The organism is Oerskovia enterophila, from assembly GCF_044748475.1.
In the GTDB taxonomy this organism is placed as follows: domain Bacteria; phylum Actinomycetota; class Actinomycetes; order Actinomycetales; family Cellulomonadaceae; genus Oerskovia; species Oerskovia enterophila.
This window is the reverse complement of record NZ_JBIVFZ010000004.1, coordinates 373,413-388,351: the sequence shown is the minus strand read 5'-3', so window position 1 is coordinate 388,351 and position 14,939 is coordinate 373,413. Positions and strand designations below refer to the sequence as shown.

Here is a 14,939-nt window from a genome sequence, read left to right as displayed (position 1 = left end):
GTCGGGAGTGACGGCCGTCCCGGGCCGGCACCGACCCGAGGAGCGAACGTGACCCAGCAGCACGACCACGAGCACGGCCACGGCCACCAGCAGCACCACTTCGACCAGGCCTTCTGGGACGAGCGCTACGGCTCGACGGCCGCGGTGTGGAGCGGCAACCCGAACCCGCAGCTCGTACGCGAGGTGGCGGACCTGCCCACGGGGCGGGCGCTCGACGTGGGCGCGGGCGAGGGGGCCGACGCGGTGTGGCTCGCGCAGCAGGGGTGGGACGTCGTGGGGCTCGACGTGTCGCCCGTGGCGCTCGAGAAGGCCGCGTCCCACGCCGCCGCGGTAGGGGCCGAGGTCGCGGCGCGGATCGAGTGGCGCCAGGGCGACCTGCTCGGGTGGGAGCCGGGGGACGAGCGGTTCGACCTCGTGACGGCCCACTTCATGCACCTGCCGGCCGACCTGCGCCGGCAGGTCTTCCCGCGCCTCGCACAGGCGGTCGCGCCGGGCGGGCGGCTGCTCGTCGTCGGGCACCACCCTGCGGACCACGAGACCGTGCGCAAGGACTTCGACGAGCACTTCTTCTACACGGGGGACGACCTCCTGGCCGAGCTCGACCTCGACGGGTGGGACGTCGAGACGAACACCGCGCCCGAGCGCGAGATGCTCGGCGCCGACGGGGAGCCCGTGACGATCCGCGACACGGTGCTGCGGGTGCGGCGGCCCTAGGACCGTCCCCGGCTACGCCTGGGGCGCGGTGCGGAGCGTGATCCCGTGCGGCCCGGCATCGAGGGCGGTCACGTGGGCCGTCGAGCCGTCGGGCAGCAGCACGACGAGCCGGTCGCTGCCGTTCGCGCGGACGCGGGCGTACTGGAGCTGGGTCGTCAGGTCGTGGACGCCGAGGGGCCGGGCGCCGTCGCCGGCAGCCGCACCGGCAGCGGGTGACGGTGGGGCGGTCGTGTCCTGCTGCCCGACGGCGTCGCTCACCGCGTCGGTCGGGTGCAGGGCCGGGGTGGGCCGGGCCTCGTAGGACTGGAGTGTGCCGACGATCGAATCGATGAGGTCGTCGACCTCGGTGACGTCGTAGCCCTCACGCCATTTCGTGGCCGAGAACCGGGCGCCTCGGGCCTCGACCGAGGTGAGCAGTCCCGGGCCGGGACGGCCGCCCGCCTCGTACGCCTTGAGCGTCGCGCTGACGTCGTCGAGGTAGATGTCGACCTGCTCGACGTCGTAGCCCTCGCGGAACTTGGTCGCGGTGAACGTCGTGTCCAGGACCTGCTGGGCGCTCAGCATGCGGGGCTCCGATGGGTGGGGTGGGACGGAGGACGGCGCCGGGGTGGACCCTCCTGCGTGAGGTGGACCCCGGCAGGGTCCACCTCACGCGCTCGGCTCCACCCCGGCATCGGGTTCGTCAGTTGGACGACGCCGCCGACGACGCGGACGACGATCCGTTCGACACGGACTGGCCGCTCAGGTGCCCACCGGCCAGCCCGGCGATGAGCTGGTTGATGTCGACGCCCGTGAGCTGCTTGATGACCTGCTGGCCCTCGCCCAGGACCGACGCGACGTTCTTGGTGATCGCGCTCGCACCGTCGGTCGAGATGACGGTCATGCCCTGGATCTTGCCGATGGGCTCGGCCGCGGCGCGGACGATCTCCGGCAGGCGCTCGATGAGCTCCTGGACCAGGGCCGCCTCGCCGTACTTCTTGAGCGCCTCGGCCTTGGCGTCGGTCGCGACGGCCTCGGCGCGGCCCTCGGCCTCGACCGCGAACGCGCGTGCCTCACCCTCGGCCTTGATACCGACGGCCAGGGCGACCTGGCGGTCACGCTCGGCCTCGCCGGCGCGACGGACGGCGGCCGCGGAGGCCTCGGCGTCCTGGATCGCGGCGGTCTTGTTGGCCTCGGCGATCGTGGTGCGCTTGTACGCGTCGGCCTCGGTGGCGGCGTTCGACGAGTCACGCTGGGCGTTGGCTCGCTGGACCTCGGCGTAGGCCGCGGCCTCGGCGGGCTTGCGGATCTCGATGTCGAGACGCTCCTGCGTCACGCGGGCCTGCTCGGACAGCGCCTCGCGCTCCTCGACCGCGACGAGCCGCTCCTGCTCGGCGCGCGCGAGCTGACCCGCGGCCTCGGCCTCGGCGTTGGCCTTGTCGGTCTCGGCCTTGATGATGGCGCGCTTGAGGTCGAGCGCCTTCTGGCGCTCGGCGATCTGCTCGGCGGCGTCGATCGCGGCGAACTCGGACGCGCGCTGGGCCTCGGCCTCGGAGACCTCGGCGACCTGGCGGGCGCGGGCGGCCTCGGCGCGACCGAGGTTGGCGAGGTAGTCGGAGCCCGGGGTCGAGATGTCCGAGATGTTGAGGAGGTCGACCTGCAGGCCCTGCTCCGAGAGGTCCGTCTTGGTGGACTCGACGACGCGGTCCGAGAGGCCCTTGCGGTCGGAGATGATCTGCTCGATCGTCATGTCGCCCACGATCGAGCGCAGCGAGCCCTCGAGGGACTCCTTGATGATCTCGGTCAGCGTGCCCTGCTGGGACAGGAAGCGCTGGGCCGCGCGACGCACGCCCTCCTCGTCGCCACGGACCTTGAAGTTGATCGACGCCTTGATGGCGATCTTGATGCGGTTCTTGTCGACGCCCTCGACCGTGATGCCGATCTGGCGCTGCTCGAGCGAGATGGAGAAGCCCTGCTGGAGGATGGGCCACACGAACGTGCGGCCGCCCGTGACGACGCGCTGGCCGGTGCCGGCGGCCTCCTTGCGGCCTGCGCCGCGCCCGACGATGATCAGGGCCTCGTTCGGGGGAACGCGGCGGATGCGCTTGGCGATGAACGTGATGATCGCGAAGAACGCGATGATCAGGGCGATCGTGGCGATGATGCCGACGACGTTGGAATCTTCGAGCATGTCTGTACGCGCCTGCGGCGCGACTCCTTTCGGTGGCGGGTCGTGCGAGCGGGTCGTGCGGGTCGTGCCGTGGTGCGGGTGGTGCTGCCGGGTTCCCGGGGTGAGGGGTCCCTGGCGGGAGGGTCAGTCGTCGGGCGGGAGGGTGAGCCGCTGGGCCGGCGGGTCAGTCGTTGGGGTAGTGGCGCCGGACGCGGACGCGCGTGCCGGACTGCTCGAGGACCACGACGCGGGCCCCGGTCGGGATGGGCTCGTCGGCCCAGGCGAGGCGTCGCTCGAGCTCGTGCGCGGCGTCGAGCGAGACCTCGCCGGTCGCGGCGGAGATGTCGCTGGTCGCGGTGCCCTGGACGCCCACGAGGGACACGGGCACGGCGTCGTCGGACTCGCGCAGCTTCTTGGTGAGCACGTGCACGAGGAGGACCACGAGGACCGCGAGCACCGCGGAGCCGACGTACGCGAGGACGATCGGCAGGTCGTTCGACACGACGATCGCGCCGGTCGCGCCGAACACGATGGCCCCGACGCCCAGCGAGGTCCCGGACACGGCTCCGTCGCCGAGCTCGATGAACTCACCGAGGATCATCGAGAACAGGACGAGAGCCAGCCCGACGATGCCGACGACGACGAACGTGATCACCGTGAAACCCCCTGGGGTCGGTCACGCCCCGCCGTCGAGCACTGGTCGCCCGAACACTTGACGTGATCGTGAACTTGCCCGAACTCTAGCGTGACTCAAGGGTGCCCTTCGACGAGATGGGGACTCCGCACCATGGGGTCTTCGGCCCTCGGTGGTCGGTCCGCGTGCCGAGGACGAGTTGTCAGAACCGCACCGGGGTATGGACCGGCTCAGCTCTGACAACTGAGCCGTGGCGTCAGCGGGAGAGCTGGTCGAGCAGTACGCCGAGGTTCCCCGCCGCGGTGTCCCGGTAGCCCTGCACCCATTCGCCCTGGTAGTCGCGCGGCGCGACCTCGGTCACGAGCAGCGCGCTGAGGTACGCGCGGTACAGGAGCAGGCGGACGTCGCCGGCCCCGAGCGTGCTCGCCCCGGGCCTCGCCCGCCCGACGACGTCGCGCCCGTCCGGTGCGCCGCCGTCGGGCCGGATTTCACCCGGCACGGGCGACGCGAACCACGGCTCGGCGACCGGGAGCCGGCCGCCCGCGTCGCGGTAGCCCGCGAGCATTGCGGGCGGGACCGGGCCCAGCCCGAGCTGGTCGGCTCCCGCGAGCTCGTACAGCGGGTCGCCCCACAGGCTGCGCTCGGTGTCGATCACGCCGCTCAGGCGCAGCACCGACGACGCGTCGGGGGAGAGGAAGAGGTTGCCGGGCCACAGGTCGGTGTGGACGAGCGCGGGGACCGTGACCTCGGCGAGCGCGTCGTGGTGGTCCGCGAGGGCGCCCCGCAGCGCGTCGGCGGGCAGCACGACGCCCCACGTCTCGGCGTCGGCGAGCAGGGCCTCGACCATGCGGCCGAACGCCTCGGGCCAGGTCGGGGCGCTCAGGCCCGACGCCTGCGCGGGATACCCGAACGACTCTCCCGTCACGGTGTGCAGGCGGGCCATGAAGGCGCCGAGGTCGTGCCGGACCTGGGCCGTCGCGGCGTCGTCGAGCGGAGGCAGGGCGTTCCACACGTCGCCGTCGAGGAACGACACGACGAGCGCGTCGCCGTCGACCACCTCGCGGCTGAAGTCGCTGTGGACCACGCGCGGCATGAGGAGGTCGGGGCGGTCGGCCGCGCGGCGGTAGACCTCCTCCTCGGTGCCGAGGATCCCGTGCTCGTAGCGCAGGAGCCGGGACGTGTCAGCGCTCGTGACCTTCACGACGCAGCGCCGCCCGTCGGTGAGGTCGACGCGGTAGGTCGAGGCGAACATCCCGCCGTCGAGGGGGCCGGCCGCAGCCACCTCGCCGAGCGGGGCGAGCAGTCGGGCGAGCTGGTCGTCGGTGACCGTCATCTTGGTGAGCACGCGGAGATCGTATCGATTCGACGGGCGGGGCGGAAGGCTCGTCGCTCGTCGCTCGTCGCTCGTCGCTCGTCGCTCGTCGCTCGGCGCTCGGCGCCCGGCGCGCGGCCCGCGATCGGTTGTCAGAAGTGCACCGGGGCATCGACCGGCTCAGTTCTGACAACTGATCTCTTGCCATGCTGGCAAGTCATCCATAGACTTGCCAGCATGGAAAATGACTTCCACGAGGAGGAGTCCCCGAGCACCATGCCCGGGCTCTCCCCGGCGCAGGCGCGTGCAGCGCTCGAGGGGCTCGACGCCGACGGGGCGACGCTCGCGGAGCGCGCGGTCACGCCCTGGTGGTACCACCTGACGCTCGGCACGATCGTGGCGGTGATCATCTGCACCCAGGCGCTGCCGTCCCCGGCCTCGCTCATCACGCTGCCGGTCGCCCTGTTCGCGCTGCCGGTCCTCGTCCTCGTCTACCGCCGCCGCTACGGTCTGTGGTTCAGCCAGCCGGCGGGACCTCGGTCGAAGCGCATCTATCAGGTCATGCTGACGACGATCCTGCTCTGCTTCGGCGCCATGCTGCTCGTCAGGTTCACCGAGATCGAGTACACGTGGGTGCTGGTGCCGGCGTCCGTCGGGTTCGTCGCGGCGGTCGTGCTCGGCCCGCTGTACGACAGGGCCTTCCGGCGCGAGCTGGCCGGGACGGAGCGATGAGCACCACCCCCGCGTTCAACGAGGTCGTCCACTCGCCCGTCCGCCTGCGCATCTGCGGGGTGCTCCGGCGGGGAGCGGAGCTCGAGTTCGCGGTGCTGCGCGACACGCTCGGCCTGAGCGACGCGAACCTGTCCAAGAACCTCCGGGTGCTCAGTGACGCAGGGTTCGTCACGGTGCGCAAGGAGAGCTCCCCGGACCGGAGCGACGCGCGCCGCCTCACCTGGGTCACGCTCACCCCGGACGGCCGACGCGCCGTCGAGGCCCACCTCGCGGCGCTCGCGCAGATCGCCGCCGGCTGAGCCCGGCCCCGCCTGCGCGTCGGGCCCACCTGGCACTGCTCGCCTGTGCTCGGTTGTCAGAAGTGCACCGGGGTATCGACCGGCTCAGTTCTGACAACCAATCCAATGCCGGGCCCGCGGGCAGCGACGCGGTCGACGTGCAGCCCTACAGCCGCGGCACGTTGCGCAGGTTCGCCCGGGCCATCGACACGACCTCTCCCATGCCGCCGCCCAGGACCTCCTTGCTCATCGCGACCGCGAAGCCGCGCACCTGCCCGGCCGTGATGGTCGGGGGCAGGGACAGCGCGCGCGGGTCGGTCACGACGTCGACCAGGGCGGGACCCGGGCGCGAGAGGGCCCCGCGCAGCGCGCCGCGCACGTCCTTGGCGCGCTCGACGCGCACCGACGGGATCCCGATCGCGTTCGCCACCGCGGCGTAGTCGATGTGCGGCGACTCGGTGCCGAACATGGGCAGCCCGTCGACGAGCATCTCGAGGCGCACCATCCCGAGGCTCGCGTTGTCGAACAGCACGACCTTGACGGGCAGCTCGTAGGCCTTGATCGTGATGAGCTCGCCCAGGAGCATCGAGAGCCCGCCGTCGCCGGCCATCGCGACGACCTGCCGGTCCGGCTGGGCGGCCGCGACGCCGATCGCGTGCGGCACCGCGTTGGCCATGGACCCGTGCAGGAACGACCCGATCACGCGGCGCTTGCCGTTGGGGCTGATGTACCGGGCGGCCCACACGTTGCACATGCCCGTGTCCACGGTGAAGACCGCGTCGTCGGCGGCCTCCTGGTCCAGGAGGTCCGCGACGTACTCGGGGTGGATGGGCGAGTGCTTCTCGACGTCCTTGGTGTAGGCGCCGACCACGCCCGTCATCGACTTCTCGTGCTTGGCGACCATGCCGTCGAGGAACGAGCGGTTCTTGGCCGTGTTGACGAGCGGCATGAGGAGCCGCACGGTCTCGCCCACGTCGCCGACCACGGCGACGTCGAGCCGCGTCCGCCGGCCCAGGTGCGTGGGGTCGGTGTCGACCTGCGCGGTGCGCACGGACTCGGGCAGGAACTGGTCGTACGGGAAGTCGGTGCCGAGCAGGACCAGGAGGTCGGCCTCCTGCATGGCGTCGTGCGCGGCGCCGTAGCCGAGCAGCCCGCTCATCCCGACGTCGAACGGGTTGTCGTACTGGATCCACTCCTTGCCGCGCAGCGAGTGGCCGATCGGCGCCGCGATCTTGTCGGCGAGCGCGATCACGTCGTCGTGCGCGCCGCGCGTCCCGGCACCTGCGAAGATCGTGACCTTCTTGGCCTTGTTGATCGCGTCGGCCAGCGTCCGCAGCGCGTCGGGGTCCGGGACGATCCGCGGCCTGGCCGGGTGCACCGCGACGTCGATGATCTCGGCCGCGGCGTCGAGGTCCGCGACGTCGCCGGGGATCGTCAGGACCGCGACTCCCGGGGCGCCGTACGCGTGGTGGATCGCGGAGTTGATGACGCGCGGCGCCTGCTGGGAGGACGAGATCATCTCGGAGTACACCGAGCACTCGGTGAACAGGCGGTCGGGGTGCGTCTCCTGGAAGAAGCTCGTGCCGATCTGCGCGCTGGGGATGTGGCTCGCGATCGCGAGGACGGGCACCTTGGAGCGGTTGGCGTCGTAGAGCCCGTTGATGAGGTGGAGGTTGCCCGGGCCGCACGAGCCCGCGCACACCGCGAGCTTCCCGGTGACCTCGGCCTCGGCCGCGGCGGCGAACGCCGCGGACTCCTCGTGGCGCACGTGCACCCACTCGATGCCCTTGCCCTTCCCCTTCTGGCTGCGCCGGACCGCGTCGACCACGGGGTTGAGGCTGTCGCCCACGATCCCGTAGATCCGTTCGACCCCGGCCTCGATGAGCTGGGCGACGAGCAGGTCGGCGACCGTCCTGTTCCGCTTGTCCTGGGGACGACCGAGACCGAGTGCCATGGGAGAACCTCCGCACGAGGGGAAAGGGGACCTTTCCATCGTGCGCTCGATGCCGTCCGGATGCAGCCGCTGGGGCCGTTCTGCTCGTCACGTCCGTGCGTCACAGCGCGGTGCGGACGGTCGCGCTGTGACGCACGGACGGCGGCCCGACGGCGCCGCTCACCGCGAGCAGTCGGGTCGCCCGGCGCGGTCGTGGCGTCGGGCGGGCCGCCCGCCCGGGGTGCCCGCCCGTGGCCGGGACACGCACCGCCTGGGGTGCGCTCCGCCGTCGGGCGACGGCGCTCAGGCCGTCGCGGGACCCTGCTCCGGGGCCTCGTCGTCCGGGACGTCCGCGGTCTCCGCCGGCTCCGCGACGTCGTCGCGCGGCGCGCCGCGGCGCAGGACCCGCGTCGAGGCGAGGACCGCGAGGACCGCGACGCCCGCCGCGATCATCACGACCTGGAAGCCCGCGTGCGCGCCCGCGGCGTCGATCCGCGACCCCGCGATCGACGCGCCGAACGAGACGCCCACGCCCAGGGACGTCCCGACCCAGGCGAGCCCCTCGGTGAGCTGGTGCGGGGTCACGAGGTTCTGGACCAGGGCGTTGCCGTTGATGAGCGTCGGGGCGATCGTGAAGCCCGTGACGAACATGACGACCGCGAGCATCGGCAGCGACGTGACGACGAAGAACAGGGACACGCCCAGCGCGAGCGCGACCATGCCGATCGTGAACCGCTTCCACAGCGGCGAGACCCAGTGGCGCGCGCCGTAGGCGAGGCCCGAGATGAGCGAGCCCATCGCGAAGACGCCCAGGATGAGACCCGACGCCGACTTGGAGCCCTGCTCCTCGGCGAACGCGATGGTCGAGACGTCGGTCGCGCCGAAGATGAGGCCCATCGCGACGAACACGACCGCGAGCACGATCATGCCGGGCGAACGCATCGCGGAGCGGTGCTTGACCCCGGGGACCGCGGGCATGACCGGGGGTTCGGTGCGGCGCTGCGAGAGGAACCAGACGCCGCCCACCACGGCCGCGACCATGGGGACGATGATCCCGGCCGAGTCGGTGACCTCGGTCGCGAGCAGGGTTGCGAGGACGGGCCCGACGACGAAGACGAGCTCGTCGAGCGCCGACTCGAGCGAGTAGGCCGTGTGGAGCTGGCGCGGGTCGTTCACGGCATGGGTCCAGCGCGCGCGGACCATCGAGCCGTACGAGCCGATGCTCGCGCCCGCGATGATCGCGGTCGCGTAGAGCCACACCTCGGGGGCCTGGTTGACCGCCGAGAGCACGAGGCCGAGCAGGCCCAGCGTGCTCACGACGAGCATGGGGCGCATGACCTTGGCCTGGCCCACGCGGTCGACGTAGCGGGCGATCTGCGGCGAGGCGATGGCCTGCGCGATCACGTAGGCCGCGGAGACACGTCCGGCCATCGCGTACGAGCCGTAGATGCCCTGGATCATCAGGACGATCCCGATGCCGACCATGGACATGGGGAGCCGGGCCACGACGGCCGCGGCCGAGAAGTTCAGCGCCCCCGGCTTGCTGAGGACGACGCGGTAGGGGTTGCGGGAGTCGTCTGCCGCTGCACGGGGGGAGTCTTGGACCACCGTCTCAGTCTCCCATCGGTTGCCGCGTCGCCGAGCGTCTGCGGGGCGTGATCCTCGGCGCAGTGCCACGCCTCGTCGAGGGCCCCTTCGTAGTGTCACCGCTCGACCGGACGCGCGCGAACCGCAGGCGGCCCGCATGATGAACGGGTGAGCGAGCAGACGCAGGCGATCACGATCGTCGACAACCCGGAGCAGGAGCGGTTCGAGGCACGCACGCCCGAGGGCGACGTGGCGGGGTTCGCGGCGTACGTCCGACAACCCGGCCAGGTCGTGTTCACGCACACCGAGGTCGACGACGTCTACGCGGGCAACGGGATCGGGTCCTCGCTCGCCCGCGGAGCGCTCGACCAGGTGCGCGCGTCGGGGGACAAGGTGGTGCCGCTGTGCCCGTTCATCCGGGCGTTCGTGCAGCTCCACGAGGAGTACCAGGACCTGATCGCGCGCTGACGCCTGCCGTCCCGTGAACGACCGAGCGGGGCAGACCCTCGTCGGTGACGAGAGCCTGCCCCGCTCGGGGTCCGCCCGGATCAGGCGATGGTCGCGGAGAGCGCGACCTCCTGGCGCAGGTCGTGGTCCAGGTCGCCCGCGGCGTCCGCCGGGGTCAGCGTGACCTCGAACTCGATGGGCGAGCCGGGCTGGTGCTTGAAGTTCTCGCCGTAGGCGACGGACTGCCCCGGCGCGAGGACGAACGGCGCCTCGCCCGAGCCCGGGGCGATCGGGGAGTCGACGACCCCGGCCGCCTCGAAGAGCGCGTTGTCCACGATGCTGTCCATGCCCTGCATGTAGGGCCAGTCGGCGTAGCGCGCGTCGACGCCCACGATCGAGTAGGTCAGCGGCAGGTCGGCGTCGCCCGTGTTGGTCAGGACGTAGTTGACGAACACGATCGGGTCGCCCGGGTTGAGGATCGGCTTGCCCGACTCGTCCGCGAACTGGCCGGTCTTCGTCGCGACCGCGGTGCTCACCTGGTAGATGTCCACGGTGAAGCCGTCGCCCTCGGCCGTGCCGAGCTTGGTGCCGACGACCTCGTTGGACGCGGCCCACGCGGGCTTGTCGCCCGTGGCGGCGGGCTCGGCCTCGGTCTCGGCCTCCTCCGCGGGGGTCTCCTCGGTGTCCGGCGTCTCGACGCTCGTCGAGGCCGAGGTGGTCTCCTCGGGGGCGGCGTCGCCCGAGCAGGCGGACAGGCCGAGGACGGCGACGAGGGCCAGGGGCAGTGCGAGAGCGGCTCGTGACGTGCGCATGGGAACTCCAGAGGATCGACGAGGGGACGCTTCGATACTAGGAGTAGAGGTCCGCGGCAGACCGTGTTTCTGATGGTGAGAAGTACCCATGTGAGATACCCGACGGAGATTCCCGAGGCCAGGGGCCGCTCAGTGCCCCGGGGCGAGAGGGTGAAGCGGTGAGGTGCCCGACGACGGCACGCGCCGCCGTCGGGCACCTCACCCCGGGCATCAGCCGCCCAGGGCGTCCGAGACGACCTGCTTGGCCTCGTCCTGCACCTGCGTGAGGTGGTCGGCCGAGACGAACGACTCGGCGTAGATCTTGTACACGTTCTCCGTGCCCGAGGGGCGCGCCGCGAACCACGCGTTCTCCGTGGTGACCTTGAGGCCGCCGATCGCCGCGCCGTTGCCCGGCGCCGTGGTCAGCTTCGCGGTGATCTCCTCGCCCGCGAGCGTCGTCGACGTGACCTGCTCCGGGCTGAGCCTCGCGAGCGCCGACTTCTCCTCGAGCGAGGCCGGGGCGTCGACCCGGGCGTACCAGGACTCGCCGTACTGCTCGACGAGCCGGGCATGGTGCTGGGACGGCGTCTGGCCCGTGGTCGCGAGGATCTCCGAGGCGAGCAGCGCGAGCAGCAGGCCGTCCTTGTCCGTGGTCCACACCCCGCCGTTCGTGCGCAGGAACGAGGCGCCCGCGGACTCCTCGCCGCCGAACCCGACCGAGCCGTCGAGCAGGCCGGGCACGAACCACTTGAAGCCGACCGGCACCTCCTCGACGCGGCGACCGATCCCCGCCCCCACCCGGTCGATGAGCGACGAGGACACGAGCGTCTTGCCGATCGCGGCGTCCGGACGCCAGCCCGGACGGGCCCCGCCGTACAGGTAGTCGATCGCGACCGCCAGGTAGTGGTTGGGGTTCATGAGGCCCGCGTCCGGGGTCACGATCCCGTGGCGGTCCGAGTCCGCGTCGTTGCCCGTCGCGATGTCGAACGTCGAGGTCGCGTCCGGGTCCGTCATCTTCTGCACGAGCGAGGCCATGGCGTACGGCGACGAGCAGTCCATGCGGATCTTGCCGTCCCAGTCGAGCGTCATGAAGGCCCAGCGCGGGTCGACCTGCGGGTTCACGACCGTCAGGTCCAGCCCGTAGCGCTCGCCGATCTCGCCCCAGTACTCGACCGACGCCCCGCCCAGGGGGTCGGCACCGATCGCGACGCCCGCGCCGCGGATGGCCTCGAGGTCCAGGACCGAGGCCAGGTCGTCGACGTACGCCGTGAGGAAGTCGTGGCGGTGCGTGGTCTCGGCCGTCAGCGCGCGCTCGAGCGGGACCCGCTCGACGTGCCCGACGCCCGAGCGCAGGATCTCGTTCGCGCGGTCCGCGATCCAGCCCGTCGCCTCCGAGTCCGCGGGCCCGCCGTGCGGCGGGTTGTACTTGAAGCCGCCGTCGCGCGGGGGGTTGTGCGACGGCGTCACGACGATCCCGTCCGCGAGCTCGGGGCCCGTGGTGCGGACCCCGGCCTCGGTGGCTGCGCCGTTGTGCAGCAGGATCGACTGGGACACGGCCGGGGTCGGGGTGTAGGAGTCGCGCGCGTCGATGTACGTCTGGACGCCCGCGGCCGTGAGGACCTCGATCGCCGTCTGCCACGCGGGCAGCGACAGCGCGTGCGTGTCACGGCCGATGAAGAGAGGGCCGTCGGTGCCCTGGGCGCGCCGGTACTCGACGATCGCCGCGGTGATCGCGAGGATGTGCGCCTCGTTGAACGCGTGGTCCAGGCTCGACCCGCGGTGGCCCGACGTCCCGAACACCACCTTCTGCGCCGGGTCGTCGACGTCGGGGGAGAGGTCGTAGTAGGCGCCGACCACGGCGTCCACGTCGATGAGGTCCTGGGGCTGGGCGAGGGTTCCGGCGCGGGGGTCCATGCGACGATCCTGCCACTGGTCAGGGCGTCGCGGGAGGTCGGTCCCGGGAGGGGGGACCGGCGCGGCGCACGACCACGATCCGACGACGTCTCGTCAGAAACGTAGGCTGGTCACCATGTTCCCGCCCCAGGTACCCACGACCGACGTGTCCGAGCTCGACGCCGAGCACCCCGTGCCCGAGGGCGTCGTGCTCCTCGACGTGCGCGAGCAGGACGAGTGGGACGCGGGACACGCGCCCGACGCCGTCCACATCCCCCTGGGCGAGCTGCCCGTGCGCTGGGGCGAGCTGGACCCCGAGGTCCCGATCCTCGTGATCTGCCACTCGGGCGGACGCTCGGCGCGCGCCGCGGCGTGGCTCAACCAGGGCGACTTCGACGCGACGAACCTCGACGGCGGCATGGTCGCGTGGTCGCAGCGAGGGTTCCCGGTCGAGCAGTAGGAGCCCGCCGGCCCCGCAGCCCGCTCCCACTACACTTTCCCCATGGCCAAGAACTCGACGCCCGACTTCGTGCTGCGCCCCTTCGAGGGTCTCCCCGGCGAGACCGACTGGGTCGCCCTGCGGGAGGTCGTCCCCTCGGCCTCGGCACCTGCTCGCACCACGAAGGAGTACGGCGCTCGCGACGTGCTCGTCGTGACGATCCTCCCGGCCGGCTGGGCCGCGCTGCACCGTCAGGACGGCACCATCCTCCTGGCGCTCCAGACCCTCGCGGGCTCGGGCGACACGAGCCGCGACCTCGCGTCGGTCCTGCTCGAGGCCATCGAGGCCGAGCCGGGCACGTCGATCGAGCTCGGCGAGCTGCCGGGCCCGGGTCCGCGCCTGCAGGACGTCCTGGACCTGTCGGTGCCGTTCGAGGTCACGGTCCACGACGACTTCTCGTTCTGGCTCGACCCCACCACGGACGTCACGCCGGACCTCAAGGCGTCGCTCGACCAGGCGTCGGAGTCGATCGTGCCCACGGTCAAGCTCGAGTCGGTCGAGTCGGCCTACTGGTGCTCCATGAGCCGCGAGTTCCTGCGCTGGGCCTGGCCCGTGGGCGAGGAGGCGCTGATCGACGCGATCTCGCGCCTGCACGCCAAGCGCGAGTCGGGGCTGGGCGGCGGCAAGTTCGTCGGCGCGTTCCGGTCGTCGGGCCTGCTGGTCCCCGTCTGGGAGCTGCCGCGCGGCACCGAGGCCGCGGACCTCGAGGAGCCCGCCAAGGAGCTCAAGGCGAAGATCGACGCGGCGCTCGCGGTCACCGAGCCGCTCGACGCCAACGAGCGTCGTGCGCGTGCGGGCATCGTGTCCCGCCAGGTCACGCTCCGCTGACGAGCCCCTCACCACGGGCAGCACACCAGCACCACGGCACCACCAGCACCACCCCGAGACCGGCGGGCGGCGGCATCGTCGCCCCGCCCGTCGGCCTCGGGCAGGTCACGTCCGGCGACCCGGAAGCACAGACGCCAGGCTGACCGAGAGATACCTCGGCAAGAACCCGAGAACACCGTTCTCTGGGACATCCCCGTGACTTTGGCACCTCGAGTGTGGCAAACTGCGGGAAACTCTTTGCACTACTAGGCTGGATTGCGTGAACGCGGACCATCGGTCGACCGAGTCAGGACTGAACACCGGAACCACCGGGGACGTGTCGGGCGTCCCCGCCAACGGGACGCACGCGCTCCCGGTGGCGAAGACCCCGCGCCCGGCCCCGCTGCACGGCGGTTCACGGCAGAAGCAGCGCGTGGCGGTGATCATCCCCGCCAAGGACGAGGCGCGTCGCATCGCGGCCACGGTCCGGGCGGCCAAGGCCATCCCCCACGTCGACCTGGTGCTCGTCGTGGACGACGGCAGCGAGGACACCACGCAGCACGTCGCCCGCGAGGCGGGGGCCGTGGTCGTGCGCCACTCCCACAACCGCGGCAAGGCGGCAGCCATGGAGACGGGCGCAGCCGTCGTCGCGATGCGTGACGTCGCGGACCGCCCCCCGCGCCTCCTGCTCTTCATCGACGGCGACCTGGGCGAGACCGCGGTCAACACGGCCCCGCTCGTGCCCCCGGTGCTCGACGGCCTGGCGGACATGTCCATCGCCCTGCTCCCGCCGCAGCCCGGCGCGGGCGGTCGCGGGATCGTCGTGGGTGCCGCGCGTCGTGCCATCCAGTCCATGACGGGCTGGACGCCCACGCAGCCGTTGTCCGGCATGCGCTGCCTGACGCGCGAGGCCTTCGAGGCCGCGACGCCGCTGGCCCGTGGCTGGGGAGTCGAGACGGGTCTGACGATCGACCTGCTCCGCAAGGGCTACGTCGCGGTCGAGGTCCCGTGCGACCTGCGCCACCGCCCGTCCGGGTCCGACCTCAAGGGGCAGATCCACCGCGCCAACCAGTACCGCGACGTGCAGCTCGCGGTCGGGGCGCGTCGCGTCCGCAGCGCGCTCGACGCGCTCGGCGGGCACAAGCACTCCGGGAAGTAGCACG

The 14,939-nt window shown here is 72.0% G+C and carries 15 protein-coding genes; 7 read left to right on the top strand and 8 right to left on the bottom strand.

Annotation, left to right across the window (positions count from 1 at the left end; all coding sequences use genetic code 11):
* Nucleotides 1-48 precede the first annotated feature (48 nt).
* Nucleotides 49-714: a class I SAM-dependent methyltransferase gene (locus tag ACIPWA_RS14695; RefSeq protein WP_400291217.1), complete on the top strand. Its 666-nt coding sequence runs from the start codon at nucleotides 49-51 to the stop codon at nucleotides 712-714.
* A gap of 12 nt (nucleotides 715-726) precedes the next feature.
* Here ACIPWA_RS14695 and ACIPWA_RS14690 read toward each other — a convergent pair whose 3' ends face one another.
* The 4 genes from ACIPWA_RS14690 to ACIPWA_RS14675 all read right to left on the bottom strand — a co-directional run bounded on the left by ACIPWA_RS14690 (nucleotide 727) and on the right by ACIPWA_RS14675 (nucleotide 4,842).
* Nucleotides 727-1,278, bottom strand: coding sequence for a DivIVA domain-containing protein (locus ACIPWA_RS14690; RefSeq protein WP_400291216.1), 552 nt, complete (start codon nucleotides 1,276-1,278; stop codon nucleotides 727-729).
* Between the two features lie 118 nt (nucleotides 1,279-1,396).
* Nucleotides 1,397-2,884, bottom strand: coding sequence for a flotillin family protein (locus tag ACIPWA_RS14685; protein WP_068623453.1), 1,488 nt, complete (start codon nucleotides 2,882-2,884; stop codon nucleotides 1,397-1,399).
* 163 nt (nucleotides 2,885-3,047) lie between these two features.
* Nucleotides 3,048-3,518: an NfeD family protein gene (locus ACIPWA_RS14680; RefSeq protein WP_056652860.1), complete on the bottom strand. Its 471-nt coding sequence runs from the start codon at nucleotides 3,516-3,518 to the stop codon at nucleotides 3,048-3,050.
* Nucleotides 3,519-3,753: 235 nt separating this feature from the next.
* Nucleotides 3,754-4,842, bottom strand: a complete 1,089-nt coding sequence (locus ACIPWA_RS14675; RefSeq protein ID WP_400291215.1) for a phosphotransferase family protein — start codon at nucleotides 4,840-4,842, stop codon at nucleotides 3,754-3,756.
* A gap of 204 nt (nucleotides 4,843-5,046) precedes the next feature.
* Here ACIPWA_RS14675 and ACIPWA_RS14670 point away from each other — a divergent pair, with 204 nt between their 5' ends.
* Both ACIPWA_RS14670 and ACIPWA_RS14665 read left to right on the top strand, forming a co-directional pair.
* Complete coding sequence (locus ACIPWA_RS14670) at nucleotides 5,047-5,541, top strand: hypothetical protein (protein WP_157516485.1); 495 nt, start codon at nucleotides 5,047-5,049, stop codon at nucleotides 5,539-5,541.
* Nucleotides 5,538-5,840, top strand: coding sequence for a transcriptional regulator (locus ACIPWA_RS14665; RefSeq protein WP_056652850.1), 303 nt, complete (start codon nucleotides 5,538-5,540; stop codon nucleotides 5,838-5,840). The genes ACIPWA_RS14670 and ACIPWA_RS14665 overlap by 4 nt, the downstream gene beginning before the upstream one ends.
* 145 nt (nucleotides 5,841-5,985) lie before the next feature.
* Here the strand turns inward: ACIPWA_RS14665 and ACIPWA_RS14660 are convergent, their stop codons facing one another.
* Both ACIPWA_RS14660 and ACIPWA_RS14655 read right to left on the bottom strand, forming a co-directional pair.
* Nucleotides 5,986-7,773: a pyruvate dehydrogenase gene (locus ACIPWA_RS14660; RefSeq protein WP_400291214.1), complete on the bottom strand. Its 1,788-nt coding sequence runs from the start codon at nucleotides 7,771-7,773 to the stop codon at nucleotides 5,986-5,988.
* A 282-nt stretch (nucleotides 7,774-8,055) separates the two neighbouring features.
* The gene (locus tag ACIPWA_RS14655) at nucleotides 8,056-9,360 is read right to left on the bottom strand and encodes an MFS transporter (RefSeq protein ID WP_400291213.1); all 1,305 of its coding nucleotides are present in this window, start codon (nucleotides 9,358-9,360) and stop codon (nucleotides 8,056-8,058) included.
* A 147-nt stretch (nucleotides 9,361-9,507) separates the two neighbouring features.
* Here ACIPWA_RS14655 and ACIPWA_RS14650 point away from each other — a divergent pair, with 147 nt between their 5' ends.
* Complete coding sequence (locus tag ACIPWA_RS14650) at nucleotides 9,508-9,807, top strand: GNAT family N-acetyltransferase (protein ID WP_400291212.1); 300 nt, start codon at nucleotides 9,508-9,510, stop codon at nucleotides 9,805-9,807.
* A gap of 80 nt (nucleotides 9,808-9,887) precedes the next feature.
* Here ACIPWA_RS14650 and ACIPWA_RS14645 read toward each other — a convergent pair whose 3' ends face one another.
* Complete coding sequence (locus ACIPWA_RS14645; RefSeq protein WP_400291211.1) at nucleotides 9,888-10,598, bottom strand: hypothetical protein; 711 nt, start codon at nucleotides 10,596-10,598, stop codon at nucleotides 9,888-9,890.
* A 210-nt stretch (nucleotides 10,599-10,808) separates the two neighbouring features.
* Nucleotides 10,809-12,491: a phosphoglucomutase (alpha-D-glucose-1,6-bisphosphate-dependent) gene (gene pgm, locus ACIPWA_RS14640; RefSeq protein ID WP_400291210.1), complete on the bottom strand. Its 1,683-nt coding sequence runs from the start codon at nucleotides 12,489-12,491 to the stop codon at nucleotides 10,809-10,811.
* 115 nt (nucleotides 12,492-12,606) lie between these two features.
* On the opposite strand from pgm, the gene ACIPWA_RS14635 reads away from it, so the two are divergent.
* The 3 genes from ACIPWA_RS14635 to ACIPWA_RS14625 all read left to right on the top strand — a co-directional run bounded on the left by ACIPWA_RS14635 (nucleotide 12,607) and on the right by ACIPWA_RS14625 (nucleotide 14,935).
* Nucleotides 12,607-12,930, top strand: coding sequence for a rhodanese-like domain-containing protein (locus tag ACIPWA_RS14635; protein ID WP_377618618.1), 324 nt, complete (start codon nucleotides 12,607-12,609; stop codon nucleotides 12,928-12,930).
* A 42-nt stretch (nucleotides 12,931-12,972) separates the two neighbouring features.
* The gene (locus ACIPWA_RS14630; RefSeq protein WP_400291209.1) at nucleotides 12,973-13,797 is read left to right on the top strand and encodes a DUF5926 family protein; all 825 of its coding nucleotides are present in this window, start codon (nucleotides 12,973-12,975) and stop codon (nucleotides 13,795-13,797) included.
* Nucleotides 13,798-14,056: 259 nt separating this feature from the next.
* Nucleotides 14,057-14,935: a glycosyltransferase gene (locus tag ACIPWA_RS14625; RefSeq protein WP_369800633.1), complete on the top strand. Its 879-nt coding sequence runs from the start codon at nucleotides 14,057-14,059 to the stop codon at nucleotides 14,933-14,935.
* The last annotated feature ends 4 nt before the right edge of the window (nucleotides 14,936-14,939 follow it).

What these genes read in the sequence shown, in the direction of transcription:
- ACIPWA_RS14635 (WP_377618618.1), top strand. Translation starts at nt 12,607, where the DNA reads ATGTTCCCGCCCCAGGTACCCACGACCGACGTGTCCGAGCTCGACGCC.
- pgm (WP_400291210.1), bottom strand. Translation starts at nt 12,491, where the DNA reads ATGGACCCCCGCGCCGGAACCCTCGCCCAGCCCCAGGACCTCATCGAC.
- ACIPWA_RS14685 (WP_068623453.1), bottom strand. Translation starts at nt 2,884, where the DNA reads ATGCTCGAAGATTCCAACGTCGTCGGCATCATCGCCACGATCGCCCTG.
- ACIPWA_RS14670 (WP_157516485.1), top strand. Translation starts at nt 5,047, where the DNA reads ATGGAAAATGACTTCCACGAGGAGGAGTCCCCGAGCACCATGCCCGGG.
- ACIPWA_RS14630 (WP_400291209.1), top strand. Translation starts at nt 12,973, where the DNA reads ATGGCCAAGAACTCGACGCCCGACTTCGTGCTGCGCCCCTTCGAGGGT.
- ACIPWA_RS14690 (WP_400291216.1), bottom strand. Translation starts at nt 1,278, where the DNA reads ATGCTGAGCGCCCAGCAGGTCCTGGACACGACGTTCACCGCGACCAAG.
- ACIPWA_RS14660 (WP_400291214.1), bottom strand. Translation starts at nt 7,773, where the DNA reads ATGGCACTCGGTCTCGGTCGTCCCCAGGACAAGCGGAACAGGACGGTC.
- ACIPWA_RS14645 (WP_400291211.1), bottom strand. Translation starts at nt 10,598, where the DNA reads ATGCGCACGTCACGAGCCGCTCTCGCACTGCCCCTGGCCCTCGTCGCC.
- ACIPWA_RS14665 (WP_056652850.1), top strand. Translation starts at nt 5,538, where the DNA reads ATGAGCACCACCCCCGCGTTCAACGAGGTCGTCCACTCGCCCGTCCGC.